General features: G+C 63.2%; 18 protein-coding genes and 2 pseudogenes. 4 read left to right on the plus strand and 16 right to left on the minus strand.

All coding sequences use genetic code 11. The features are described from left to right. Positions 1–16: 16 nt before the first annotated feature. From GR168_RS22075 to GR168_RS22120, 11 genes and pseudogenes are all read right to left on the minus strand, one after another. A complete protein-coding gene (locus tag GR168_RS22075; protein ID WP_159371684.1) occupies positions 17–952 on the minus strand; it encodes a DUF6615 family protein in 936 nt (311 codons plus the stop codon). A 6-nt stretch (positions 953–958) separates the two neighbouring features. Next, complete coding sequence (locus tag GR168_RS22080; RefSeq protein WP_159371685.1) at positions 959–3,718, minus strand: DUF1156 domain-containing protein; 2,760 nt, start codon at positions 3,716–3,718, stop codon at positions 959–961. Beyond that, a complete protein-coding gene (locus GR168_RS22085) occupies positions 3,711–5,030 on the minus strand; it encodes a HEPN-associated N-terminal domain-containing protein (protein WP_159371686.1) in 1,320 nt (439 codons plus the stop codon). Before GR168_RS22085 ends, GR168_RS22080 begins: the two co-directional genes overlap by 8 nt. Further along, entirely contained in the window at positions 5,030–8,440 is a 3,411-nt protein-coding gene (locus GR168_RS22090; RefSeq protein ID WP_159371687.1) for a helicase-related protein, read from the minus strand. The genes GR168_RS22085 and GR168_RS22090 overlap by 1 nt, the downstream gene beginning before the upstream one ends. Positions 8,441–8,602: 162 nt before the next feature. After that, the gene (locus tag GR168_RS24035) at positions 8,603–9,337 is read right to left on the minus strand and encodes a hypothetical protein (RefSeq protein WP_238995117.1); all 735 of its coding nucleotides are present in this window, start codon (positions 9,335–9,337) and stop codon (positions 8,603–8,605) included. A 498-nt stretch (positions 9,338–9,835) separates the two neighbouring features. Continuing rightward, positions 9,836–10,261 (minus strand): annotated as a pseudogene (locus GR168_RS24040) (TniQ family protein); the annotation flags it as partial. A gap of 63 nt (positions 10,262–10,324) precedes the next feature. After that, complete coding sequence (locus tag GR168_RS24045; RefSeq protein WP_238995110.1) at positions 10,325–11,035, minus strand: hypothetical protein; 711 nt, start codon at positions 11,033–11,035, stop codon at positions 10,325–10,327. 480 nt (positions 11,036–11,515) lie between these two features. Continuing rightward, positions 11,516–11,887, minus strand: a pseudogene (locus tag GR168_RS24050) (TniQ family protein); the annotation flags it as partial. Next, positions 11,887–12,858 carry a TniB family NTP-binding protein gene (locus GR168_RS22105; RefSeq protein WP_223259049.1) on the minus strand — a complete coding sequence of 324 codons (972 nt, stop codon included), beginning with the start codon at positions 12,856–12,858 and terminating at the stop codon, positions 11,887–11,889. The pseudogene GR168_RS24050 and the gene GR168_RS22105, both read right to left, overlap by 1 nt. A gap of 83 nt (positions 12,859–12,941) precedes the next feature. Then, complete coding sequence (locus GR168_RS22110; protein WP_343213013.1) at positions 12,942–14,975, minus strand: transposase; 2,034 nt, start codon at positions 14,973–14,975, stop codon at positions 12,942–12,944. Positions 14,976–15,133: 158 nt separating this feature from the next. Beyond that, positions 15,134–15,862, minus strand: coding sequence for a TnsA-like heteromeric transposase endonuclease subunit (locus GR168_RS22120; protein ID WP_159371692.1), 729 nt, complete (start codon positions 15,860–15,862; stop codon positions 15,134–15,136). Positions 15,863–16,035: 173 nt separating this feature from the next. Between GR168_RS22120 and GR168_RS22125 the strand changes: the two genes are divergently transcribed. Further along, positions 16,036–16,854 carry a hypothetical protein gene (locus GR168_RS22125; RefSeq protein WP_048896146.1) on the plus strand — a complete coding sequence of 273 codons (819 nt, stop codon included), beginning with the start codon at positions 16,036–16,038 and terminating at the stop codon, positions 16,852–16,854. Between the two features lie 272 nt (positions 16,855–17,126). On the opposite strand, the gene dnaB is transcribed toward GR168_RS22125, so the two are convergent. Then, positions 17,127–19,355, minus strand: coding sequence for a replicative DNA helicase (gene dnaB, locus GR168_RS22130; protein WP_058252878.1), 2,229 nt, complete (start codon positions 19,353–19,355; stop codon positions 17,127–17,129). 569 nt (positions 19,356–19,924) lie between these two features. On the opposite strand from dnaB, the gene GR168_RS22135 reads away from it, so the two are divergent. Next, on the plus strand, positions 19,925–20,587 hold the full coding sequence (locus GR168_RS22135; RefSeq protein ID WP_068972301.1) for a hypothetical protein: 663 nt from the start codon (positions 19,925–19,927) through the stop codon (positions 20,585–20,587). A gap of 329 nt (positions 20,588–20,916) precedes the next feature. On the opposite strand, the gene rplI is transcribed toward GR168_RS22135, so the two are convergent. From rplI to rpsF, 4 genes are all read right to left on the minus strand, one after another. Next, positions 20,917–21,372, minus strand: a complete 456-nt coding sequence (gene rplI, locus GR168_RS22140) for a 50S ribosomal protein L9 (RefSeq protein WP_058252880.1) — start codon at positions 21,370–21,372, stop codon at positions 20,917–20,919. Between the two features lie 19 nt (positions 21,373–21,391). Further along, positions 21,392–21,649 carry a 30S ribosomal protein S18 gene (rpsR, locus tag GR168_RS22145; RefSeq protein WP_004020662.1) on the minus strand — a complete coding sequence of 86 codons (258 nt, stop codon included), beginning with the start codon at positions 21,647–21,649 and terminating at the stop codon, positions 21,392–21,394. An 86-nt stretch (positions 21,650–21,735) separates the two neighbouring features. Continuing rightward, positions 21,736–22,257, minus strand: a complete 522-nt coding sequence (locus GR168_RS22150) for a single-stranded DNA-binding protein (RefSeq protein ID WP_058252881.1) — start codon at positions 22,255–22,257, stop codon at positions 21,736–21,738. 114 nt (positions 22,258–22,371) lie between these two features. Beyond that, positions 22,372–22,653: a 30S ribosomal protein S6 gene (rpsF, locus tag GR168_RS22155; RefSeq protein ID WP_058252882.1), complete on the minus strand. Its 282-nt coding sequence runs from the start codon at positions 22,651–22,653 to the stop codon at positions 22,372–22,374. A gap of 167 nt (positions 22,654–22,820) precedes the next feature. Here rpsF and GR168_RS22160 point away from each other — a divergent pair, with 167 nt between their 5' ends. Both GR168_RS22160 and GR168_RS22165 read left to right on the plus strand, forming a co-directional pair. Further along, complete coding sequence (locus GR168_RS22160) at positions 22,821–24,305, plus strand: hypothetical protein (protein ID WP_159371693.1); 1,485 nt, start codon at positions 22,821–22,823, stop codon at positions 24,303–24,305. After that, positions 24,302–24,874 (plus strand): GNAT family protein, encoded by a 573-nt coding sequence (locus GR168_RS22165; RefSeq protein ID WP_078112531.1) that lies wholly within the window; start codon positions 24,302–24,304, stop codon positions 24,872–24,874. Before GR168_RS22160 ends, GR168_RS22165 begins: the two co-directional genes overlap by 4 nt. Positions 24,875–24,876 lie beyond the last annotated feature (2 nt).

Genomic DNA, 24,876 nt, shown 5'->3' on the forward strand with positions numbered 1-24,876 from the left:
TGGGAGTTCATCGAGCTCACGACTCCTCTGGTCCGACGAGCACGGCCGTGAAGAAGGGATTGACGTCGGACCATCGGACGCGGCCCGGTCCACTCCGGTAGAACCACGAGTCTTCGGGGTCGTCGACGTAGTCGCGATCGCCGTCTGTCGGCAGCTGGTCGGGGCTGAGTTGGAGTGTCTCCGCGAGCGCGCTCACGTACGACGGAAGCTCCTCGCGGCTGAGCAGCCGAGCTGCAGGTTGCTGCCATGACTCGGAAAGACCGAGCAGGACTGCCGGAAGGTCAAGCGTTGGCGCATCTTTTCCGGCTCCACCACCGGAGCCGCCGCTCCCGCCCGGGCCGCCAGATGGTGATCCTCCTCCGCCACCACCACTGGCACTCCAATGCCTGACAAGGCAACTGAGTGGCGAACACAACGCTTCAACATCGGCCCTCGCCACGACGCTCTTCAGGTGGGGCGTCATCAAAGTGGTACTCGCGATGTTGATGCCGTTGATATCTGGTGCCCCGTCGCCGTGGCCGCACACCGATCGGGCGGGCTGCGCTCCGCTCAGGCCGTTGTAGAAAACGTACCCGGAGAGCACACCGTCACGGTTGCCGGCGTCGACCAACGTCTGATACTGCGTGCCCCAACGGTTTCGGTGGCTGAGCCCTCGATAGGTGTCGTCTCTACGGAGGACCTTCGCTTGGAGGTAGACGCCTGCGAACTGGTCTGCAGCGTTAACAAACCACAGTGCGATGTCGGCGCCGTAGATCTGCGCCTCCTGGCGCTTGGTGAACTCGTTTACCCTCGCCCGCAACTTCAATCGGCGGACCTTGGCGACATAGTCGCTGACGAAGTTCTGAGTCAGCGTCTCTTCATACGGGTCAATCCCATTCTTGTGGTCGCGGCGAACCCTCCTCGTAGTCGCTTTGGCCCCATCGTCGAGGATGCGTGCTTGTTGTGCGGCCACCGACGATCACTCCTCTTCCTCGAAGTCGAACGCGCCTTGCGTCTGGGTGGGTTTCTTCGCAGACCGGGCGACCTCAAGGATCTCCGGCCAACTCGTCACGAGGCTGTTGAACGAGAGTGCATCCTTCGTCCAACCATTGCCCTCAGCGACACGGAAGAGCAGGTGGGCCAGCTCCTTTACCAGGTCAGCGTGGACCGCCCCGTCCGTGCGACTCAATGCCGCCTGGAGGAATTCGCCCGCGGGCGCGATTCCGTCTCGTTCCAGCACCTTGATGAGGTGGTGGAGCGCCTCCCAGTTGCTCGTGTGGGAGTCGGCCACCGGGTCATAGTCCAAACTAAGGACAGCAGGCTTGATGAGCTGCACCTTGCCAGCCCGGCTGGTGAGGATGCCATCACGGTCCATCACATCCACGGTCGTGTTGCGAGCGTTGGCGAGGTTGTTCGCGTCGCCGAAGGCGCCAACCTCGTAGCCATGCTGGCGGTACCACGCGATTGCGAAGCGCGAGGGAGAATCGAAGTCACCTTCTTGCTCATTGAGCACCTGGTCGAGGATCTCGTTAATCCGGGCAAGTGCCGAGCGAACGGTCATCTTCTTGCCGTCAGGCTCAAGGACTGCGCCGTAACGGCTGAATACCGCCATTCCAGGACCGATCGCTGCCTGGGGAAGGTCGACAGGGGCGATCTGTCCCTGCTGCAACCAACGTAGTGCGTCGGGGAGCTCTGCCTCCAAAGCAGCGATGAATCCGCGACGATCAGTCGTAGGGGCATCGTTCCGCCGTGGCCTGAGCGAAAGTACGATCGACGAAGCAAGGGCGTTTGACCCACTTGCGATCATGCGGTTGCTCAGTTCGGAGCGGTTGGGCCAGGTCGACGTGATTTCCCAGCCGGATTGGATCATTCCTTCAAGCAGGGTTTCCCAGCCCGTTGACGCTTCGCCGGTCTCGTCTGAATCAGACTGCTTGAACGCATACCAGACGGTGATGGGATAGTCCTCGCGCGCACTCAGACGCGCATTAGCGAACACCTTGCGGAACCCGTCTTCGAAAAACTCCTTCGCGCCGGCCTTGCCGTTGTGTCGGTGTGGGTTGGCAACTAGTTCCTCTGCCTTCGGAACAAGCAACGTGCTAAAGAGCTCTGGGTGAACGTCACGCAATGACCGCCGCAACCAGACGTAGAAGAAATCTGAAAGATCTGAATACCCGATATTGTCGTAGTAGGGCGGGTCCGTGCTGATGAGGACATTCGAGAAGGAACGCGTGGCCGCGTCGGCTTGCCGCACCTCGCCACCCTTGGATGCGGGGACTTGGTTCACAACTTTTGCTACCCAATCGAGCATCCCAAGAAATCCACCCGATGATTCAGAAAACGGCATCGCCTCAGTGAAGTCCCAGACCATGGGAATCGCTTGGCGACCAAAGACATTCCTCATTTTCTCGCCGCTGTTATGCCAGCTGCAGAGCGACGACCAGTAGTCGGCGCACTTGCTTACAACCAAGCCCAAATAGGTCTCAATTGCGTCCGCATAAGACTCGGAGGCGCCATCCGCGAGGGCCTTCGCGCGAACATCGGCGAGCAGGTCGCTGAACGTCGTCAATGCGGCCAACTGCCGCTTCGTGAACAAATCCGCCCACTCGTCGAATCCATAGATCCGGATGGTTTGGGGGTTTGCCGGCTGCAGGCCGTGTGGTGGCAGCGAACCAACAGGAACAGAATCGGGAAGGTGAAGATTCGCGGCTTGCCGGTGCACCTCGTTCGGGGGTAGGTATTCTCGCCGACGATTACCGACTGCGACGATAGCCATCATCACCGCGCCGAGCCGCCCATTCTGGCCCTCCGTCCGAACGTAGCGCAAGGGCACTGAACTGCTGCATGCGAGGCAGGTTGCCGCTGTCCGCGCCACCGTGCCATCACTATCGACGCTAGGCGCTTCCTCTATGTTGTGGCCAATTCCGAACGTCACACGCCGCCCACCAAGTGCTGATTGGTCTGCAACGACCTGCGGTATGACATAGGCTTCCTTGCCCTTCTTCTTAGCAAGCCACCAAGACCTCACGAGGGGCATCTCGATGCCGCACGCGGGGTTTGGACACGTGACGGTACGTGCCCAAACCCAAGCGATAACTGTCTTGCCATCAGCTTTCGGGTAAAGGTGACCGATTTTCGCCTCGGCTTCATCGCGCATCCACTCGCCATAGGCGCGAACGTCAGCAGCGAGACCCTCAGCCGCCTTCCATTCGCGAATTTGTGAATCGGCAAGGCCTGGAAACGTTGGCTCCTCATCCTTGAACGCGTGCGGGATCTCAATGAGAGCCTTATTGATAAGAACTGCGACAGGGTTGAGGTCGGACGCATGTACCTCGAGACCGAGGCGTTGAGCTTCAAGTGGAATAGTGCCGCCGCCGGCGAAGGGATCGAGGATTGCGGGAGGCGTGCCGCCAGGAGCTGACTTCACGATCTCCGCGTGTGCCTCTGCTAGTAGTTTCTCGTCGCGAACGTTCTCCCAGACAACCATGCGTTCGATAATTCCGTGGAGCCGCTCCCGTTCGACACGCTGGGCCTCCTCGGTGGGGAATCGCTCAGGGTTGGCGCTCGGGTCGTCGACAAGTTGAGCGAATAGAACTGCGCGAGCAGCCGCGAGTGGGCGGCGCGCCCACCATAGGTGCAGTGTCGACGGGTGGCCGTGTCGGATCGACTTCTCACGGGCCGACTCCCTGTTGATCGCCTCCAGTGGTAGTGCTACCTCGATCAACTTGCGCTTCTCAACCACATCGACCCCTTCGCCGCGCGTACGGGCGTGACCATGCGGCGCCAGCGCGCCGCGCGTACTTGACAAACCTATCGAGTGCGACTTTCACAGACCGCGCAAGCCCGCCCAGCCTGCGGACCGAGCCCCTTGCTGGCCTCGCGTCGGGAGTAAGTCGCGACTGCCCGAGGAGGAGCATGCCTGCAGTTTTCGCAGCCACCGCCTCGCTCGGGTCGTCGAAGCATTGCTCATTCCTAAACTCCAGCACAAGGGCAGCGCCCGTGGCCTGGTCTGACGGATAGACAATGCCAGCGAGACCTGCTCCACCGGTGCTTGCAGGCCTGAAGACTTGGAGGAAGAATTCCGTCATCACCTGCGTCGGGACGTACTCAATCTCGCCAGCACCAGGGTCTACGCGGGCTTTCAGATCTTTAACGAAGCTGTGGAGAAACCCAACCTCTCGCCGGATTCCACCTCGTTCAGGGTCGAATAGTGAGGGAACCTCTGGCAGATCAGTCAAGTCCAGGACGTAGACCGGACGAAAGCTCTGGAACTCGCCGACTCTTAGTACAACGCCCTCGCCGGCGTAGGCACGTACCTCTGCGGCGGCCGTGGCCGGATCAAGTGCACCGTAGAACATCGGCACCCCACAAGGTGACATTCGGTTGGTCTTCGTGGCGAACCGGAGCGGAGCTGTGCCCAAACGCTTGGCGTCCCAAACCGTCGCGGTGTCGTCTTCGACCTGGGCGCGGTAGATCGACTCAGTCGGCAGAAGCTCACGAACAAGGCCGAGGGATACGGCCAGTCGACCTACCCGATCAAGAACCTGGGCGGGCGAGACATAACCAGGCTCGTTTTCGTCTTCCTGCGGCGTGTTCCAAAAGACGTAGCGGGTCCGATGGCGCACGATCTCGCGAAACTGGTCCCATGCGTCGCGCATGGCTTCGTCGGGTCGAAGTCGCAGTGCATCGCGCTCAACCCACGGGTCATTGTCGAATCCGAGGAGGTCTTGAACCGCGTCGGCGAGCCCGTCGGCGCGGAAGACCCCACCCCACTCGTCGACCAGCTCAGGCGTGTCCCAGTGCGGACCAAGAAAGACATACTCTCCTTCGTCCCAGGGCGTGTGCTCAATGGCAGGTTCGTACTCGTGGGACCACCCGGCCAACACGGCATCGACCAGCTTTCCGATCGAAGCGGACTCGGTCGAACTGCAGAAGTCGCAGGGCTCGGGCTCGTGCTCATCGCGAAGTGCCGCTGCAAGCGCGTAGTCATCGACGCAGCTGGCGCAAACACGCCGACCGTCCAAGTCCCAAGCGGTGCAGTCCTCGATACCCATCAGAATGGTTGCTTTCCCTTGGCCCACTGCTTAGCCCAGTCGCCTCGGACGCCGGTCGCGTCGAAGTCGCCAAGGTCTGTGGTGGCGAACGGGTTGTCGAGGTAGCGGACCTCGTCGTGCTGGGCGCCACGTGGGTCGACGCGGACGAGCGCGAGTCGGTAGCGCGGGACGGCATTCTTGCCGACCATCACCTCGTTGTGGGTGACGAAGAAGTCAGTGGCTCCAGCGATACGGGCTTTGACCTCGATGCGGTAGGTGTCTCCCTCGGCGTCGGTGGAGAGGATGTCGAAACCGGGATTGTTGAACGCCTGCTCGACTGGCTTCCGACCGAGTTCACGTTCACGGGCCATCACCAAGTCGACACCGCGGCGTTCGACCTCTTTAGTCTCCTTCGCGTGGATGGGCGCGGTCGCGGGTAGGTCGGCCTCCAGCATCCCGACGGGGAGTACTAAAGCTGCGGTGACGATGCGTGGTGGCTTGGTCGACATGAGCTGCTGCTGGTCAAGCAGTGCGAGCCTCTTGCGTAGACGGGCGTCGAGTTCGACGGCCTTCCGAGTGAGGCTCTCCGATGATTCTTTCGGTTTCTCACCAGCGCGTTCCTTTTCCGCCGCGACGGCGGCATCGAGGATGAGGCGGTCGCGTTCGCCTTCGAGCCGCTTGATGACCAGGTCACGTGCCTTATTCAACTCGGCAAGGCGCCTCGGCTGAACGTCGGCGAGGTAGTCGGGGAGTTGGTTGGCGATGATCCAGCTCGTGGCTTTGTCTTCGGCGTCGGCCAGCCACGGAAGGGTGCGGGCTGTATCGGTGACGGCGTTCTCGGGTGCCGCTACGCAGTCCAGGTAGGGCGCGGGGCCGGCAGGCGTCACGGTGCCGAAGCTGTCGACGTAGGCGTAGCCGAAGCGGCGTGCGACGGATTCTCCGGTCGCGTCGGCGACCTCTTCGATCACGCCGACGAGCAGGTGCGTCTCCTCCAGCGTCGAGGAAACCAAGACCGTGCCTCGGATGAGGGAGCCACCGAACTGTCGCACGGACTCGTCCATGACCGCGTCGTGCAGAGGATGACCTGGGGCGAGTAGGTCGGCGCGGCTGAGTTCGTCGGCGTGGACCTTGCCGAGATCGAACGTCACTCGGTCGTATTTGGTGGCGATCGGCCCCTTGCCTGCCGCGCGTATTTGCTGGGGCACGTTAGCGATCTCGTAACGACCCTGTTCGCGCTTCACGATACGGCCACCGAGCCGAGAGAACGCTGCCTTGAACGCCATCTCGATGTAGTGCGGTTGCAGTCTGCGAGCGCGTGCTTCGTCCATTGCCGCGCGCAGTGCATGCAGGTCGGCCTCAGCCAGGTTCTCCGAGGCCAGTGCCCGTTCGTCGAGGAGGTCCTTGAGTCCGTCCCCAACTGAAGCGTCGATGACCTGGTGCATCTTGGCCTTGATGTCGGGGCGCTCGCCGTATTGGATAGCGTCGAGCAGGAGGTTGCGCAGCGGGGTCTCGGTGAAGGCCTCACCGAGGACGTCGAAGACCTTGCCGCCGTAGGTCTGGCGCATCTGATCGAGCTTCTCCAGCAGGCGGGTGAAGACCTCACCCTCGCGGGTGTTGGAGGCTACGAGGTTCCAGAGTCGGCAGACCTCTTCCTGGCCGATGCGATGGATGCGACCGAAGCGCTGCTCTATGCGGTTAGGGTTCCACGGCAGGTCGTAGTTGACCATCAGGTGCGCGGCCTGAAGGTTGAGCCCCTCACCGGCGGCGTCGGTCGCGATCAGGATTTGGACGTCACGGTTCTTGGTGAACTCCTCGGTGATCACACGCCGCTCACCTCGGCGGACGCCACCGTGGATCGCCTTGACCGAGTCCGGCTTGCCGAGCAAGGAGCCGATCTTGGACTGGAGGTAGTCAAGGGTGTCGCGGTGCTCGGTAAAGATGATGAACTTCCGTGGCCAACCGTTCGAATCGGTGACCAGCGCATTGTCCTGAAGGATCGTAGAGAGCTCTGTCCACTTGCGGTCGGTCCCAGCCTCGCGGACCTTCTTGGCGGTCGCAATCAGATCGGCGAGTTCGACAAGTTCTGCGTTGAGCTCCTCGACGGTCTGCGCGGCGGTGGCCGCGTCCATCACGTCTTCCTCAAGCTGCTCCAATTCTTCGGCGTTGTACTCATCTTCGTCGAAGTCACCCGAGCCGATGACGTCGTCTGGTTCGGTGTAGGTTCCGTTAAGGATCTCGGTCTTCTTGCGCTCCAGCCGTTCGGAGCGGCGGACGAGGCTCTTGTAGATCGCCTCAGGGCTGGAGGCGAGTCTGCGCTGGAGGACAGTCAGGGCGAAGCCGACGGTGTTCCTACGCTTACCGCCGAGCCTGTCGGCGCGGTTCATGCCCTCGCGGACGTAGTGAGTGACGTCCTCGTAGAGGTCCTTCTCCCGCTCGGTCAACTCGTAGGGCACGGTTTCGGCGATGCGCTCAGGGAAGAGCTTCTTACCTTCGAACGTCAGCAGGTCTTCCTTGACCATGCGCCGCATGATTCCGGTGACGTCGACAGACTTCTTCTGTTTGCCCTCGAACCGGTCGCGGTCGAGCAGGGTGAGGAAGAGCTGGAAGTCCTCTTCCTTGCCCGAGTGTGGGGTCGCGGTCATCAACAGGAGGTGGCGGGTGATCTGGCCGAGCAGCTCCCCGAGCAAGAAGCGTTTGGTCTTCTCCAGCTTCCCGCCGAAGTAGTGCGCTCCCATTCTGTGTGCCTCGTCGACGATGATCAGATCCCACTCCGTCTCCTTGAGTTGAGCCTGGAGTTCCTCGTTACGGGAGAGCTGATCCATGCGCGCGATCAGCAACGGGTTGGTTTCGAAGACGTTGAGGTTGATGTTGGCGTCGATGAGCTGGTTGGTCAGCAGGTCGAACCGCAGCCCAAACTTGAAGAACAGTTCGTCCTGCCACTGCTCGACCAGTCCACCGGGAGCGATGATCAGGCACTGCTTGACGTCGTCGCGGAGCAGCAGCTCCTTGACGTAGAGGCCGGCCATGATCGTCTTGCCGGCCCCCGGGTCGTCGGCAAGGAGGAACCGCAGCGGGGTCCGCGGCAGGAGTTCGCCGTAGACCGCGCGGATCTGGTGCGGCAGCGGCTGCACGTCGCTCGTCGCGACGGCGAGCATTGGATCAAACAGGCCAGCCAGCGAGATGCGTTGGGCCTCGGCGACGAGCTTAAAGTCGCTGGCGGTGGCGTCGAACGCGCGGCTACCGCTGGCGGCGACACTGAGGTTGTCCTGGTCCTTGCGGAACAGAACCTGCTGGCCAAGGCCACCTGACGCGTTCTGGTAGGTGAGTGCGAGTGCGTCCGCGCCATGCCACTGCGCAGCGATGACGGTGATCACCTCTGCGGGAATGAGACCGTCGATTCGCAGACCGGGCTTCAACTCTTCAAGCTGCACGTGTGGACCTCCTGATTGACAGCCCTCGAACGCTACCCGCCGACACTGACAGGTTCGCCATCGCCAGGAATTCAACGAGACCAAACCGAGTGGCATTGCCAGGCCTTCGAACGCTTGCTGAGAAGCTGTCGAAGACTTCGCTGAGGTGCCGCCCGACGCCCGTCACCTCGAATTCCCATCGGCGAGTTCGCGCAATGCTCGCCCCAACTCCTCCGGAAGCGTGTCACGAAACACCCGATAAGCAGCCTTCGATTGTCGGGTCACCGGCGGCGGCCACGCCGGGCTGGTGTCCAACCACCCCTGAGCAACCTCGCACCACATCCATGTCACCGCGTATGGGAGTGCGGCCGCGCGCCTCCTCGGACTCGCCGACCGCGCCCAATCGGAAAACCACGTGTCGGGCGTACTCGCGAGATCGATGACTCGTCGCTCGAGCGCCCGAAAATCCCGTCGACGCGATAGTTCCCTCGCTGCCGCGTTGGCGGCTGCCGCGATCTCTGGAGGACTCGCGGCCAGTCGCGTGCTCGCCGCTCGCGATGTCCGTCTGCCAATGTCCGGGTCGAGTTCGATACTCGCTGCAGCGGTGGACCACGTCGACCCTGGCCGTTGTGCGCGCGCAATACACAGGGAGGCGTACAGCCGCCCCGTGCTTTCCTGCGTTTTCAGCATCCCAGCGAAATGACGACGGTAGGTGTGCTCATCGAGAAGTTGAGGGATCGCAGACAGCGGCAGATCGATCAACGCGTCGTGATGATCGATCTGCAGGCCGACATGGCGGCGGGCTGAAAGCACCTGGACCACCAGCCAGCTCAACACCGGACTCTTTGCCGCGCGATTGACGATCCATCCTCTCGGGCCGCCCGGGACGTCCGGGATCAGATCGAACCACTCGGCCAACCGTGCGACGGCGTCCGCACTCTCCGGACTGGACAGAATCCCATCCGCCTCCGCCAGTGCGTCACCGCGGGTGACTGCACTTGTCGGCGGCTGAATACCCCACCGAGGCCCTCGAAGCTCAGTTGTGCGACCAGCGGCTTCGGCTTGGAGCTCTCCGGCCCATTCGACGAAACCCCTTGCGCGAGCCCGGGATGCGAGGTGAAGCAGAAGAGTGGTTAAGTTTCGGACTTCTGCGAGGTACGCGGGAGGCGCGAGAGCGCCATCGAGAACGCTCGTTTCTTCGCCTTCGATAGCGGCCGTAACCCGCTTTGCGGTCCGAATTGCACCTTCGGATGCAGCCGTCGGTTTCTCTCTCAGGATGGAGTGTCGGCAGGGAGCCGAGAATCCGAGCGGATTCCCGCACGGCTGGTGTTCATCGAGCCGAGGACGCAGCGGACTGTGGTGTCGCGTTCGAAAGCGCCGGCTACAACTTGAACACTCAGCGACCAGGTAGACGCCGTGGTCGGGACACACTGTCGACACCGGTAGCTTCCACGACAGCTGCCAGATTCCGTCGTGCGATAGGCAGAGTGGGCATAGTTGCGTCCCATGCTGCGGGAACCACCCCTGGCAAACGATGGCGCGGTAGCTCGCCCGATCGAGCGGGTCGAAGCCGTCGAGGTTGAGTGGCGCGCCTCCGTCGTAGCGCAACAAGGTCGAATTCTCGACGGCCGATGCCCCCAGCCCAGTGAGATCCACTATTCGGCCGACGAGCTCATCGCTAGGCCGGACCAGCATGAAAGCCGTCGAGACCGACGATCCGTCCCGGTTCTCCTTGAGCATGCGGACAAGACTCTTGGTCGTCAGATCGTTCACAAGTGCAATCCGCTCGAGGTACGAATCAAGTGACTCGCGTGGATCGATTGCAACTCGAGCGGGGAGCATTAGCTCAGAGGCTCCGTCGCCGTCGCGGTTTGGTAGCGCCCGCAGTCGGCGAGCGACTGGAAGTCACGCGCCCACACGAGTCCGGTCCTCTTCTGAGACTCGGTCCGAATCCACCACACCGAAGTCTCCACTCCCAACCTGACGCACAAGATCTTCGTCGGCGACGCAGATCGCTTCGGCGGCACTGCGGAGGATGAGACGGCCTTCGGGGTTGAGCGCAGCGTCAAATGCTTTCAGGTGTTCGGCGTCTGGCCGTGTACGCGGGCTATCACAGGTTGCATCGAACCACATCCAAGATGCGGCGAGCCGGGCGCAGCCATCGAAGTTCCGGGCAGCTGCGGGCAGGGTGCCGACCAGGTCCGGCGGGGCGGCTTCAATCCTTCTTAACGCGTCGCGGCGCTCACGGTAGTTGACGAGCTCATCGAGGCATAGAGCTCGCGCCAGATTCATCGCATGGGCAATGTCGCTCTCGCGGTGGAAGATCGGAGTCCATTTCGGCCACGCCCCTATGCAAATCGAGTAGCTACCAGCTTTCGTCAGACGGTAGGTCGGCTCGTCGGCAAGGCTCCACTGATCGCGCAACCGAACACATTGACTGAGAAGTAGAGCGACTCTGGAACGCCACAACCACTGGGCGGGGTCAAGCACGAACGGTTCGCCTTCTTGCCGGTAGATCCCTGGGATGTGGTCAAGCGTCAATTGCGTATGGCCAAGCGCCAGCCGGATCAGATCTTCGCCGCGTGGATGGCGGACTGAGCTCTTCGGTAACCGCATGGTCTTGACAGTCTTCGCGCCTGTGCGGAGTACCCGTCGAGTGAAGACCTGCGAATCGGGTATTTCAGAATTCTCTGGTCGGACAGGAGTGGGACGTGGATGTGGAGATACTCGTGGTGTCAGCCACGTTCGCTGTTCTTCCCAGGCCATTGCGATGGCCAGTGCACGAACGGCAGGAGATCGCGGTAGCTCTTCCTCGGACTCGCGACTCGTCGCAAGATCTGTCGTCGCAGTGGTCACCAACTGAGCATCAGCTGGGATCCAGTGTGCAGATCCTCGACTGAGCCGACGAGCCACCGAGGGTAGTTCCGCACGGAGACACTCAAGTCGGTCGAGTGCATCGAAGTCAGTCGTAGATCTGTGTGCAGCGGACGAGACATCCTTGCAGACCGACAGAATCCGATTGGGAACTCTGGTCAGCTGCGCAGTGCCACTACCGGGCATCCCGATGAGGTGCCCGCAGTAGAAGCAGACCGGAGACAGAGCCAAAGCCCACTCTCGCCGTGCCACTCCGTTTGGGGCGCAACGGCAATGCTGACCCCACTCACTTGCCAGCCAGCCTTCCTTCGCGAGCACTCGACTATGGCAGTCATCAAGGGTCATCGCCGAAATGCGCGAGAATGGCTGGCGCGTCAGCGTGGCCAGGTGCCGCAGAATCGGCTCGTAGTCAGACGCTGATCGCGATAACTGACTTCGACCAAGGATCTTGGTGACGGTGGTGCAATTCGCCGTCGCCGCGCGCAATACGAAGGACTCCAGCGATTCATCGTCGGCTGGAATCGGTCGAGCAGGCAGATAGCCGATACAAGGCTCTCGCATGGATAGCCCCCTTCCGTTGTCTGCCGGTGACATCACACCCTGCTCTGCTTGCTGCGGCGCCGAAGATCGATTTCCGCCTCTGCTGCGTGCGCTCGTTTACTGAGGCGGACTTCCTTCAGGTGTTCTGGGTTGATCGTGTGCGTGCCGTCGGCGATCGCTGCAAGTGTCGCAATACGGAGGAGGCGTGTCGCGTCACCGACGTAGCCCTGAGATCGCTTCCAGATGGGCCCCGCGAGCTGTGAAGTGAGAAGCCCTTCGCTTGCCCGAGGGAGATGCGGAAGGAGATAACCTTCCAGCCCGTAGAGCAGTTGCTGCCACGCGTGTTGCTCCTCCGAAGTCTCGATTCCGTACGGACTGAAGCTCATTGGCTGGAGGCGGCCGATAAGCTGGGCATCGCTCATGGCTTCACTGGATTCGAGGTCTGTCCCAACCAGAATTAAGCTGGCGTTGAATTCGCCGAGCTCGGTGTTCATGTACTTCACGTGATCGAGGACCTCACGGCCGCCCTTCCAGTTGGTACGCAGTAGATGGAAGTCGTCGATGAGAAGGGTGCGCACGCCGTGGCGTGCCAATGCCCTGACCGCGGCGGTTGACGTCTGGTGGGCGGCGCCGCTGGCGGATAAGCGGAAGAAGTCAAGGACTTGGGAGTTGAATCCTTTGACCATCGAGCCAGATTGCAGGTTGACCCAAACGACGGGGCATAGGTCTGCGTCGATCGTTGGCTGAGGGTTCCACGTGGGCAGTTCTGCAGGGCCTTTCGGTGCGCCTACGATCCATTCCACGTATTTCCTTGTGGCCCAGCGGCGGACCGCCGTGCTCTTCCCGAGCGTGCTCGCACCTGTGACCGACGCTATTGCCTTCGCACCGGGGCCAGTTTCAGAATTCTCCTGCACGATCTCAGTGAGTCGGTCTGCGACTGCGCGGGTCTCGGCCGTTTCGACGTACAGTCCATTCATCCATTGACGCAGCGCATCGACCGCCCGCGAGCGGTCCTCGGATGTCATCCTGTCCCAACCAGCCGACGTGTACAGAGGTGGTTCTGGCAACTCCGGTTTGGTGCAAGCCAAATGCCAAGCGAGGGAGTCCATCAGGAGTCGGCCCGCATCGTCGGCCACGGGACGTCGAGGATGTCCAAGGGAACGTCGTCCTGGGGTGAATCGGTATGGGGCGTCTTGGTGCGTGCTCCGTTGCCGCCCGACTGAGTGGCTTCGTCGCGGGTTGCACCTTGGGCTGCCTGAGCTTCTTCGTGGTCTTTGCGCGATTGTTCAACTCTGCGGTGCGCGGCTGACAGTTTGGCAGTCCAGTCAGTTGGAACGGGCCCAGAGGTGAGTTCCGTGAGCTCGTCGAGGATCTGCCGCTGCGCTGAGCCCCGACTCAGAATGTGGTTGCCGCCGCGTTCGCGGACGCGCCGCCTAACGGCCTGAACGATCGTATCGGTCATCGGCGCGTCAGTGAAGAAAGATCCTCGCCACGCAACGGGGCGTACACGGCCGGTCTCGGGGTGCGGGAACCAGATGCTCGACAAGTCGTGCGGGTCGACAAGAAAGGGAACCTTGTTGTCGTCGTCCCTGAACTGGCCCCGTGCGACATTCCGGAAATCATCGAGTAGCTTGCCGTCGTAGACCATCTCAGCAAACTCGACACCTGCGACTCCGACTGTGCCCCACTTGACCGGAAGCATCTGATAGATCATGTCTGCACGCTGCGGTACGTCGATACGGCCGGTGACGTCGAGCATGATGTCCCAGAGCTCCAAAGGACTGGTGCGAGCGGTGGGCTCACCACCGATAACCAAGCCTGTGTGCCACGACCGGTGGTAGTCCAAGGCGACGAATCGCCGAAGGTGTTCTTCCAGTTCGGCGGCCGTGACCAATGCCTCCTCGGCGACCAATCGGCCGCGCTCCGAGGTATTGCGACCTTTGTAGCCAGGGAGCTGTTGAACGGCCCGCTGTAGCGTCTCGTGCCAGCGTTCAACGTGGGGGTTGTCCGTTGGCTTCTTCCCGCGACTGAGCAACAAGTCAATCCCGAAGTCACGCAGAATCGCGCGGAAGTGATCGGACACGAAGATCGAACCGTGGTCGGCGCGGATCGCGTCCGGCATGACGCCAGGGATGTGGTGCTCTCCTTGAAGCGTAGTGAAATCGGGCGCAACACTTCTGCGCCCAACCTTGACCGCGACATCAGAAGCGTCGACGACTTGGGGCAAACCGGCCCAGCGCCAGTGACTGATGGTGGTGCCCTCTACCATCATCGAGAACGGGCGGCAGATGTCGTAAAGAAGTAGCCCGGCATCGATTCCATCGGCGCTCTTCGGCACCACTCGCAGTGCGAGGATCACTCTGGTGGCGACGTCGATCGCAGTGAGGATTTCGACGCTGAAGGGTCGCCCGAGAAGCGGGTCATATACGAGGTTATCCGCCCTCGTGGCGTCGATGGCGACTATTTGCCCAGGCCTGATTGCGGGGAAGTGCTCTTTGCCCGATACGCGCTGTAGCGACCGGCTTCTCTGGGTGCGGGTTGTTGCGCCCGCGCCCCGTTTGAGGTGCGCGAGATACTCTGCCGTCAGGCGCTGCGGCGTGGAGACATCCACGTGCCCTGCACGCTTGAGCTCAACCTTGATCCGCCGATCAAGCTCGCTGATGTTGACGTCCGCCCGATCTCCGTCCAGGGTGGCGAAGACCAACTCAGCAACAGTCCGATAGCGCTCATCGATTCGCTCCCACGTCTGTTCGCGACGCAGGGATCTGGCATCGAGGAGCCCGAGTAGTCCGTCGCGTTTCCAAGCACGCACCCAGTTGCGGATGGTGCTGTCGACCGGAGCCGATCGCTTGATCTCACCGTTCGCGATGCGGCGTTGTAGGGCACGATCTCCCGCAGCCTCTTGCTGCAACGCGACCGCCATTGCGCGACAGCGCGCCGCCTCGGAGACGCCGAAGCCTTCGCCGAAGGGTGGGCGCGGTTCGCCGTCGCGCGCGAGTTCGGCGTGACCGTCCCGGTAGCCGGTCAGTATCTCTTGCACGATTTCAAGTTTGTCGAGGGCGGCTCGGCGCGTTTCCTCAGACAGGCCATCCCAGTACGGGCGGAGCGCCGGTCTGATTGGCGCTACATCGCCATCGACCACGACTCGCACCTCTGCGAGTTCGGGCCAATCGACGTGCAAGGAATCGCCGACGCTGGTGCGGAGGTCTACGCCGGCCGCTGATACCGCTGTGACCAGACCGGTTCCCCACTCAGTCAGAAGTCGGCCACCGACCTCAACCACTGTGCGACTTGTGTCCATTACGCCACCAGTCCTGCGCGCACTGGCGTTTCCATCGTCAATCGCTTCGAGAGGTTGGTATCCAGTTCGCCGGACCAGACCATGTGCCAGACCACGGCGATGGCCTCCCCGTTTCCGGTATCCAGACGAAATAGGGAGCCCAGAGTCGCGGCGTCGTTACTTGCTTCCTTCCCGATCTCGCCAGCCACCTGGTCATACCAGGAAGGCCTTCGGCGGTAGCCGTGCAGCCACAGAAGGTTTAGGCGTTCTACGCGGTCGAGCCCGTTGAATACCTCGTGGCGCCATCCCACATTCGCGCAGGCGGCCTCGACCATTGCGACCTGCAGCTTGAATTTGTCGTCCATCTTGTGCGGCAGGCGTGCATTCCAGAGCGTTACCGACCCGGTGTCGTCAAGGCTGAGTAAGTCGGGCGTGTTTTTCGCCGGGGACGATCCGCCCCGCTTCAGCTGACACGGTTGCGGTACCAGCGCGACGACATCGTGGAGCCGGTCCAGGCGTCGCAAGAGGTCATGCTCGAGGCCCGACTCGAGTTCAAGGTGGTCGCGCATGGTCAGTGAATACGCAGTGACCGGTATGTGCCGTTGCCGCTCCGACGATCGAGGCTTGCGAATCGGAACTACACGTGCAAGATCCGGCGGACCGTCAGACTGCCAGTTCCACACACGGGACACCTTGTCGCCAGCGAATCGGAACCGCCACGTCACCGCCGCGCCGGAACTCTCGGTCAAGTGACACCTCCGCTTCCGCAGGAATTAGCAGCAAATCTAGCAAAGAAATCGAGGTCGGAGAGCCGCTAAGGGAGGAAGTCAACAAACGGTCAGCGAGGCATTTCGCGTGATAGGCCGACGTCTCCTCCGCCCCATCAGCGGTCCGTGTCGGAAGGTTGCTATAGGTTGCTCCCATGGCCAAAGGCAATCAGGTCGCGCCGTCGACGAAGTTCGAGCAGACGCTGCGGGCATCGGCTCAACTGCCGGGTGTGCAGATCAACCGGGAGGCCTTCCTCCGCAGAGAGCTGAAGCGATACTGCACCGACGAGCAGATCAAACTCGCTATCGCCACAACACCGGCCGAAGCAGGCGTAACACCTCAAGTGATCGACAAGATCGCCAACAGCGTGATCAAGTACGAGACCGGCAAGGTGACGACACTTTCCACGGCAGCTGGCATCCCCGGAGGCCTCGCAGCGATCGGCACGGTCCCGGCCGATATCGCACAGTACTATGGTCACCTTCTTCGCGTCGTCCAGAAACTCGCCTACATCTACAGCTGGCCGGAGCTCTTCGACGACAACGCCGACGGAATGGACTCCGCGACCGAAAGCATGCTCACGCTGTTCATCGGCGTGATGTTTGGCGTGAACGCGGCCCAGGCCGGCGTGGCGCAAGTCTCGAAGTTGATCGCAAGTGAAGTGGCCAGGAAGCTGCCGCAGAAGGCTCTCACCAAGGGTGCGATATATCCGGTGGTCAAGAAGGTTGCAGGGCTCCTGGGCATTCAGATGACCAAGCAGGTCTTCGCCAAGAGCGCAGCCAAGGTCGTGCCGCTGGTAGGAGCGGTTGTCTCGGGAAGCCTGACCTTCGTCACGTTCATGCCGATGTCGAAGCGGCTCCAGAAGCACCTCGCAACCCTTCCGCTGACCAAGCCCGGTCACGGAGTCACCACGCAAGCGCCGAATCCGCCGAGCACATCCCCAAAACCAGCACCAACGTCATCTGCGAATTAGACGAGCTCATCCCACAAGCCAATCGCCGATAGCCGGCCGCCAGACGCCGGTCACTTCAGACCCTTTCGTCGCCCGGTTTCACCGCGCAATCGGCGAATCCCAGCATAGATTCCCCGGCAAAATTAGCAGGAAATCACGCGAAAACGCGGGCTACGGGCAACGCTCGACTGACCATGTTTGCCCTAGTCAGGGCGGTTCTTGCGCCGTGATCAGGCTTGTTAAACAAGCTGGACCACCTTGTTAATCTTCGCTGCATCTCGACAGCGATTCCCTTACCCCCGCGCCATGTCCACGAACCGGCTCAGGTGCAGCTGGTGCGCAACGGTAATGGTGGCGGTCGGCCCGTTACGGTGCTTGCCGACGATGATGTCGGCCTCGCCGGCGCGCGGGTCGTCGCGCTCGATGGAGTCGGGGCGGTGCAGCAGGATGACCATGTCGGCGTCCTGCTCCAGCGAGCCGGACTCACGGAGGTCCGACACCTGGGGCTTCTTGTCGGTACGTTGCTCGGGACCACGGTTGAGCTGACTGATCGCGATCACCGGGACCTCGAGTTCCTTGGCCAGCAGCTTCAGCTGGCGGGAGAACTCCGAGACCTCTTGCTGGCGGGACTCGACCTTCTTACCCGACGTCATCAGCTGCATGTAGTCCACCGCAACGACTTTCAGGTCGTGCCGCTGCTTGAGACGGCGCGCTTTGGCGCGGATCTCCATCATCGTGAGGTTGGGTGAGTCGTCGATGAAGAACGGCGCCTCCGAGATCTCGCCCATTCGACGTGCGAGCCGTGTCCAGTCGTCGTCGCTCATCGTGCCGGCACGCATGTCGGCGAGCTTGATCTTCGCCTCCGCCGACAGTAGGCGCATGACGATCTCGGTCTTGCTCATCTCCAGCGAGAACATGGCGGCGGTCAGGCCGTGTCCGATGGCCGCAGATCGCAGGAAGTCCATCGCCAGGGTCGAATTGTGCGTCGGGACCATCGCTTCACCCGCGAGATACAGGTGGTCGGCGTTGTCGACCTGCACGCAGCGCACCGGGACCGGATCGACGGGGCGAACGGCGACGACGCGTCGGACACCGGCCCGGCGACGCAGCTCCTTGTGCCGAATCGCCTTGTGGTGCACGGTGAACACGTCTTCGTCGGCGTCGACGCGCAACCACCCCGTGGCCGACCGCTTGTAGTTGAAACCGAGCCCGGCCACGAGGTCGGCGACGACCGCCGTCATGTGCCGCGTCGCGGCGGGCACGGTGATCCAGCCGTCGTCGTCCACCGAGGCACGGGCATCCAGCAACCCCGCGAGCAGGGCACGACGCTGCGCGATCGAACCACGGAGATACTCGTACGGAATCCGGCCACCGAGGTCCGCCATCAGCGTCATGACGTCGACCGGGCCCTCCGCGTCGATGCGCATGCTGATCTCGGGATCGTCGAAGGCCATCCCGGCCAGCGCCGCCACCGTGTACGGGCCGTACGCGAACCGCTTGCGCGGCAACTCGAGCGGCGCGGTGTTGCGCACGACCGCGCAGCCGACGTGCGCCCGCAGGCCGGCGGTCGTGACGACCCGCCGCTCGCCGTCGATCTCGGCCGCCCACTGGTGTTGCTCGTCGGCGACGATCGTCGCGCCGTCGTTGAATTCGATTTCGTAGCAGGGCCGTTCGGTCATCACCTCGGTGGCGGCGACGACCCGGGTGGGCCGGCCGTGGGCATCGAGCAGGAGATCGCCGACCCCGACCTTGCCCATCGTGGTCCAGCCGGTGGGCGTCGGCAGCGGGGTGTCGAGCGCGAGCGCCTTGCCGACGCCAGGACGTGCGGCGACGATGATCATCTGACCTGGGTGGAGCCCGTTGGTGAGCTTGTCGAAATCGGCGAAGCCGGTCGGGACACCGAGCGAGATGCCACCTCGCGACGCGATGGAGTCGATCTCGTCCATCGTCGGCTGCAGGAGATCCTCGAGCGGGACGTAGTCCTCGGCGGTGCGCTTCTCGGTGACCTCGTACACCTCGGCCTGGGCGCGGTCGACCACCTCGGCGACGTCCTGCCCGTCGGCGCCGGCGTAGCCGTACTGGACGATGCGTGTGCCGGCCTCCACGAGTCGACGCAGCAACGCCTTCTCGGCGACGATCTCGGCGTAGTAGCCGGCGTTCGCCGCGGTGGGCACCGTGGAGATCAGCGTGTGCAGGTACGGCGCACCACCGATGCGCTTGAGCTCGCCCGCCCGCTCGAGTTCCGCGGCGACCGTCACCGCGTCGGCGGGCTCGCCTTTCGAGTACAGGGTGAGGATCGCCTCGAAGACCGCCTGATGGGCCGGACGGTAGAAGTCGCCGGTGCGGATCTTCTCGACGACGTCGGCGACCGCGTCCTTGGACAGCAACATGCCACCGAGCACCGATTGCTCGGCGGCGAGGTCCTGCGGGGGCTGCCTACCGAAGTCCTCGGCAGGGATCTCGTCTTCCCGGCCTCGCCCTCCGGCGGCGGGGCCGCGCCCGCGGTCATCCACAACAGCCACGCGTGTCAAACCTCTCGCAACGTTCGATCCCACCCGACATCGAATGAGTACGACCCTGAGTCTGGTGTCGGCCCCGGTAGGCCACGTCGCGAGTCCCCGGTGTCGACGTCGTGTTCTGGTCAGTCTCTTCCTATCGGGTGGCACCGACAGCGAAGTGTCGTGTGCGCCGAGACGGACGGAGACGCTGAGGCGTGACACTAGGACGTCTGCGACCGCTACTCAAACCGACCTGTTGACGGATCTGGGGAACACTTGTGGACGGTGTGTGAGTTGCGGGGGGACGAGTTGTGCAGGCTTTGTGGACAACCTGAGGAATCAGGGTGTGAACAACACAGTTTTCGCAGGTCAGCGCCCTCACTAATTTCCACAATCAAGTAATTGGAAATCCTTTGGACTTCTTCGGCGCGTCGTCTTGCGGGCGTGTTGCGGACACCTGTTCAACTCCCCGTGGCGAATATTCGGGTGAACATCCGGTGTGGTCTGCGTTACACCTGGCCAGACGGGCGGGCGACGCCGGTTCGCACGATTCTGCGGCGATCGCCGAACGACGCCCCTGTGGGTGTGATGCAATGTCGATCGTGTCGAGGTTGGGGTTGAGGTCCGTCGTCGTCCGTCGTGCGGTCACCGTGCTGGCGGCCGTGACCGCTGCCGCCGGGCTGGCGGCGGCCCCGCCGACGTCCGCCGCGCCAGGTCCCTCGATGCCCGTCGAGTTCGATCTGTCGCGCTATCAGCCGGTCGCCCCGACGACGTTCCGATCGCTGGCCTATGTCGACAACGGACGGTCTTTCTTCACCACCGGTAGGTGGGTGTGCGAGATCGGTCCCGGCTACCGCTACGTCGGTTGCGCGGGCCGTCCCGCGACCGCCCCGCCGAACGCGACCGGCGCGGTGATCTCCGATGATCAGCAGGGCCCGTGGTGGGCGCGTGCCGATCAGACCTACCGGTTCGGCCCGGAGAGCGGCTTCCGGCCACCGATCCTCGGTGTCGGCAAACGGGTCACCATCGAAGGCGTCACGTGCACCGTGCCCCGTCGCGACACCGTCGCCTGCCGCACCGGCGACCGCGCTCTCATCTTCACGCCCGCCTGGCACAAGTTCTTCTTCCCGTCCTGGGACACACTCGGTCCGGGCAACAACGCGGTCGACCACAGCGCCAACCCGGCACCGCAGTACCTTCCGCCGCGACTGCAGTACTGGAACCAGCTGCCGGCCAGTCCGCCTGCGCCGAAATAGATTCGGGGGCTTCGAGGCTCGCTACGCCCGCACCCCGGTCGCCGGACCCTTCGTGACGCGGCCTCCGCAAGCTCCGGCCGCTCCTCAGGGAGCAGAAACAGACACCGGCCCCTCCGCAAGCTCCGGCCGCTCCTCAGGGAGCAGAAACAGACACCGGCCCCTCCGCAAGCTCCGACCGCTCCTCAGGGAACAGAAACAGACACCGGCCCCTCCGCAAGCTCCGGCCCCTCCTCAGGGAGCAGAAACAGACACCGGCCTTCGCCAGCTCCAGACACGACAAGGCCGGGTGGAGGATCTCCACCCGGCCTTGTGTATGTAGAACGCTGAGGTCAGCTCGCGGCGACGACGGCGAGCTGGACGGTCGCCGAGACCTGCGGATGCAGGTTGACGACGACCGGGTAGCTACCGGTGGCCTTGATGTGCCCCTTGGGCAGCTCGACGCTGCGCTTGTCGAGGGTCGGACCGCCCGCGGTCTTGATGGCACCGGCGACGTCTGCCGCGGTGACCGAACCGAAGAGCTTGCCCGAGTCGTGGGTCTTGACGTCCAGCGAGACGTCGGCGAGGCCCTCGAGGGCCTGCTTCAGCTCGTTGGCGTGCTCGAGACCGCGGACCTCGCGGGCCTCCTGTGCCCGACGGATGCCTTCGACCTGCTTCTCGGCGCCGCGGGTGGCCTTGATGGCCAGGCCGCGGGGCAGCAGGTAGTTGCGGCCGTAGCCGTCCTTGACCACGACGATGTCGCCGGCTTCGCCGAGGTTCTCCACGGCGGCGGTGAGGATGAGCTTCATGTCAACTGATCCTTTCCGCTTATCGGCTGGTCGAGGTGAAGGGCAGCAGGGCCACCTCACGCGAGTTCTTCACTGCCACAGCGACGTCGCGCTGATGCTGCACGCAGTTACCGGTCACGCGACGCGACCGGATCTTGCCCCGGTCGGACAGGAAACGACGCAGCAGCGCGGTGTCCTTGTAGTCGATGACGGCCTTCTTGTCCTTGCAGAAGCTGCACGCCTTGGTCTTGGTGACCTTCTCGACGCGAGGCTTCCGGCTCGGCTTTGCCTTTGCCATGTGTGTGTTGCTCCAGTCAATGCTGTCGGGGACGGTCGCTGCCGTTCCCGGGCTGTTCGGGGCGGATCATCGAGCCCCGACCGATATCAGAAAGGTGGTTCGTCGTCCCCGCCGCCGAACGATCCCCCGCTGTTGCTGGCAGGCGCACTGCCCCAGGGATCGTCGGCAACCTGCTGGTTCGAACCGCCGCCGCGGCCACCGCCGCCGCCCGATCCGAATCCACCGCCGCCACCGCCACCGCCGCGCGAGGCCCGATTGACCTTGGCGGTGGCGTAGCGCAGCGAGGGGCCGATCTCGTCGACCTCGAGTTCCACGACCGTGCGTCGTTCACCCTCTTTGGTTTCGTAGGACCGCTGCTTGAGCCGTCCCTGCACGATCACCCGGGAGCCCTTGGTCAGGCTTTCGGTCACGTTCTCCGCGGCGTCGCGCCAGATGTTGCAGCGGAGGAACAGCGCTTCGCCGTCCTTCCACTCGTTGGTCTGGCGGTCGAAGGTGCGCGGGGTGGAAGCCACCGTGAAGTTGGCAACCGCTGCGCCGGACGGCGTGAACCGCAATTCCGGGTCGGCGGTCAGATTGCCGATGACGGTGATGACCGTGTCGCCTGCCATGTGTGTTTCCCCTCGGGTCGTTGGTGGGCACTCGCTGATCGACATGCACCGGATTCTGGGCTCAACCCTAGAACCCGGTACCGACGTCTTCAGACGATCAAGAAACCCTGTGGATTACTTCCGCAGGACCTTGGTGCGCAGAACCGACTCGTTCAGCTTCAGCTGACGATCGAGCTCGGAGACCGTGGCGGGCTCGGCATTGAGATCGATGACGGCGTAGATGCCCTCGTTGTGCTTGAGGATCTCGTAGGCGAGTCGGCGCTTGCCCCAGATGTCGACGCCGTCCACCGAACCGCCGTCCTTACGGACAACGTTGAGGAAAGTATCGAGTGAGGGTGCGACGGTGCGCTCGTCCAGATTCGGATCGAGGATGACCATCAATTCGTAGTGACGCATAAGACCACATCACCTCCTATGGGCTAGGTCGGCCACGGACTGTCCGCGGCAGGAGGGTCGCCTGCGTCGGCAACCGGTCCAAGATACATGACCTGCCCGTTCGCAGAGAAATCCGTGGTCGCGGGCCGCCTCGGCGACACATCATGAGACCACCTACGCTGTTGCCCATGTCGGAGCGGCGGACAACCCCGGGCCGGTGGTCGGCGCGGCTCTCCGGCCGTGGTGAGACGGCCGTGATCGTCCTCGTCTCGGTGTTGGCGACAGCCGCGACGATGTTCTGGAGTTTCCAGGCGAAGCTGCGGTGCGGCGGCGCCCCGTTCGATGCACTCGGACGTAGCGACAACTGGCCGACCGGCGATCCGGACGCGGTGATCCCCTGCTACTCGGACCTGATGTATCTCTGGCTCGGTCGCGACATCAACACGCACGTCTTTCCCTACATCCACGGTGGGATCACATCGGACGGGACTCTGTTCGGTGGCGTCGTCGAATATCCGGTGCTCTCCGGCGTGCTCATGTTCGTCGGTGCGGTCGGCGCCGACACCGACACCGAGTTCTTCACCCAGTCGGCGCTCCTGTTGGCGCCGTTCGGTTTCGCGATCACCGTGCTGCTCGCATCGATGGTGCGCTGGTGGGCGTTGCTCTGGGCCGCAACGCCTCCTCTGGTGCTGTACTCCTTCCACAACTGGGAGCTCCCGGTCGTCGCCACCGCCGTCGGGGCCGTCGCCGTGATGGCGTGGGGCGGGTCGGACCACCCCGTAACCCGTCGACGACGACTGCCGCTTCGTACGAGCGCGGTGATCGCGGCAGTTCTGCTCGCGATCGGATTCTGCCTCAAGCTCTACCCGGGGATCTTCGTATTGCCGTTGGCGGCATACGTTCTCACCCGCGGAGCCGGCGGAGCGCGCATGGTCGAACGACGACGAGACGCCCGCGGCGGTCTCGACTGGACGGGCGCCGGTTGGGTAGCGGGCGCTGCCGTCGTCACCGTGGTCGCGATCCAGTTGCCGTTCATGGTGCTCGGATTCGACGGGTGGAAGGCGGCGCTGTCGTTCCAGAGTCGACGACGAGCCGACGTCGACACCAATTCCATCTGGTACTGGGGGCTGCGCTATCTCACCGGGACCGGTGACACCTACCACTCGCTGGTCAGTGTGCTGTCGCCGCTGCTGATCCTCACGACGTTCGCGGTCGCGATGTACCTCGGGTGGCGCCGCTTCGACCGCGTCGGCACCTTCCCTTGGATCGGCGTGAGCGGCGCGATGCTCGCGGGTTTCATGCTGTTCCACAAGGTCCACTCCCCGCAGTACACGCTCTGGATCCTGCCGTTCTTCGTTCTGATGAAGGTGCGGTGGTCGGTGATCCTGACGTATCTGCTCACCGACCTCGCCCTCGACCTGACGATTTTCCGGCTGTTCCCGATCCGCGATGCCGGCGAGCCGCTGCCGTGGTGGATCGTCACCGGCGTCGCCGGTTCGGTGTGGGTGCACGCCGCCCTGCTGGCCTACCTGATCGTGACCCTCCCGCGGACCCCGCTCCGGGAACCGTTGGCCTCCCGGGTGGCCGCACACGTGCACGATGCCACCGATCAGGGGTCCGCTGACGCACCCCGGCACCCGCCGCGAGACGCGATGGCGAGAGGCTCGTCATGAGTTCCTGGTTGGCGACCGGCCCCCTGGTGCACGGACGAGTCACGTTGCGACCGATCAGCATCGAGGACATCGGACCGTTGGCGCGCGTGGTCGACGACCCGACCCGATTCCGGTGGGTCCCCGGAGTGCCGACGGACGAGGACAGCGCCTGTCGGTTCGTCGACTCCGCGCTCCGTTCCCGGGTGGCGTTCGCCGTGGTCGACAACACCGACGGCAGTGTCGTCGGGTCGACGAGTTTCTACGACATCGACGAGGCCAACCGGGCCGCGTGCATCGGGTACACCTTCTACAGCGAACGCGTCCAGGGAACCGCGGTGAACCCCACCGCCAAGTTCCTGCTGATGCGCCATGCGTTCGAGGAGCGCGGCGCCGTCCGCCTCACCTGGCACACCCACGAGAACAACACCCAGTCCCGCGCCGCGATCACCAAACTGGGTGCCAACTTCGAGGGTCTGCTGCGCAAGCACCGCCGATTCGGCGACGGCTGGCGCACGACCGCCTTGTACGCGATGACCGACGACGAGTGGCCGTCGGCGAGAGATCGCCTGTTACAACGAATCTCTGTCTGAGA

Source organism: Gordonia sp. JH63, assembly GCF_009856645.1.
In the GTDB taxonomy this organism is placed as follows: Bacteria; Actinomycetota; Actinomycetes; order Mycobacteriales; family Mycobacteriaceae; genus Gordonia; species Gordonia hongkongensis.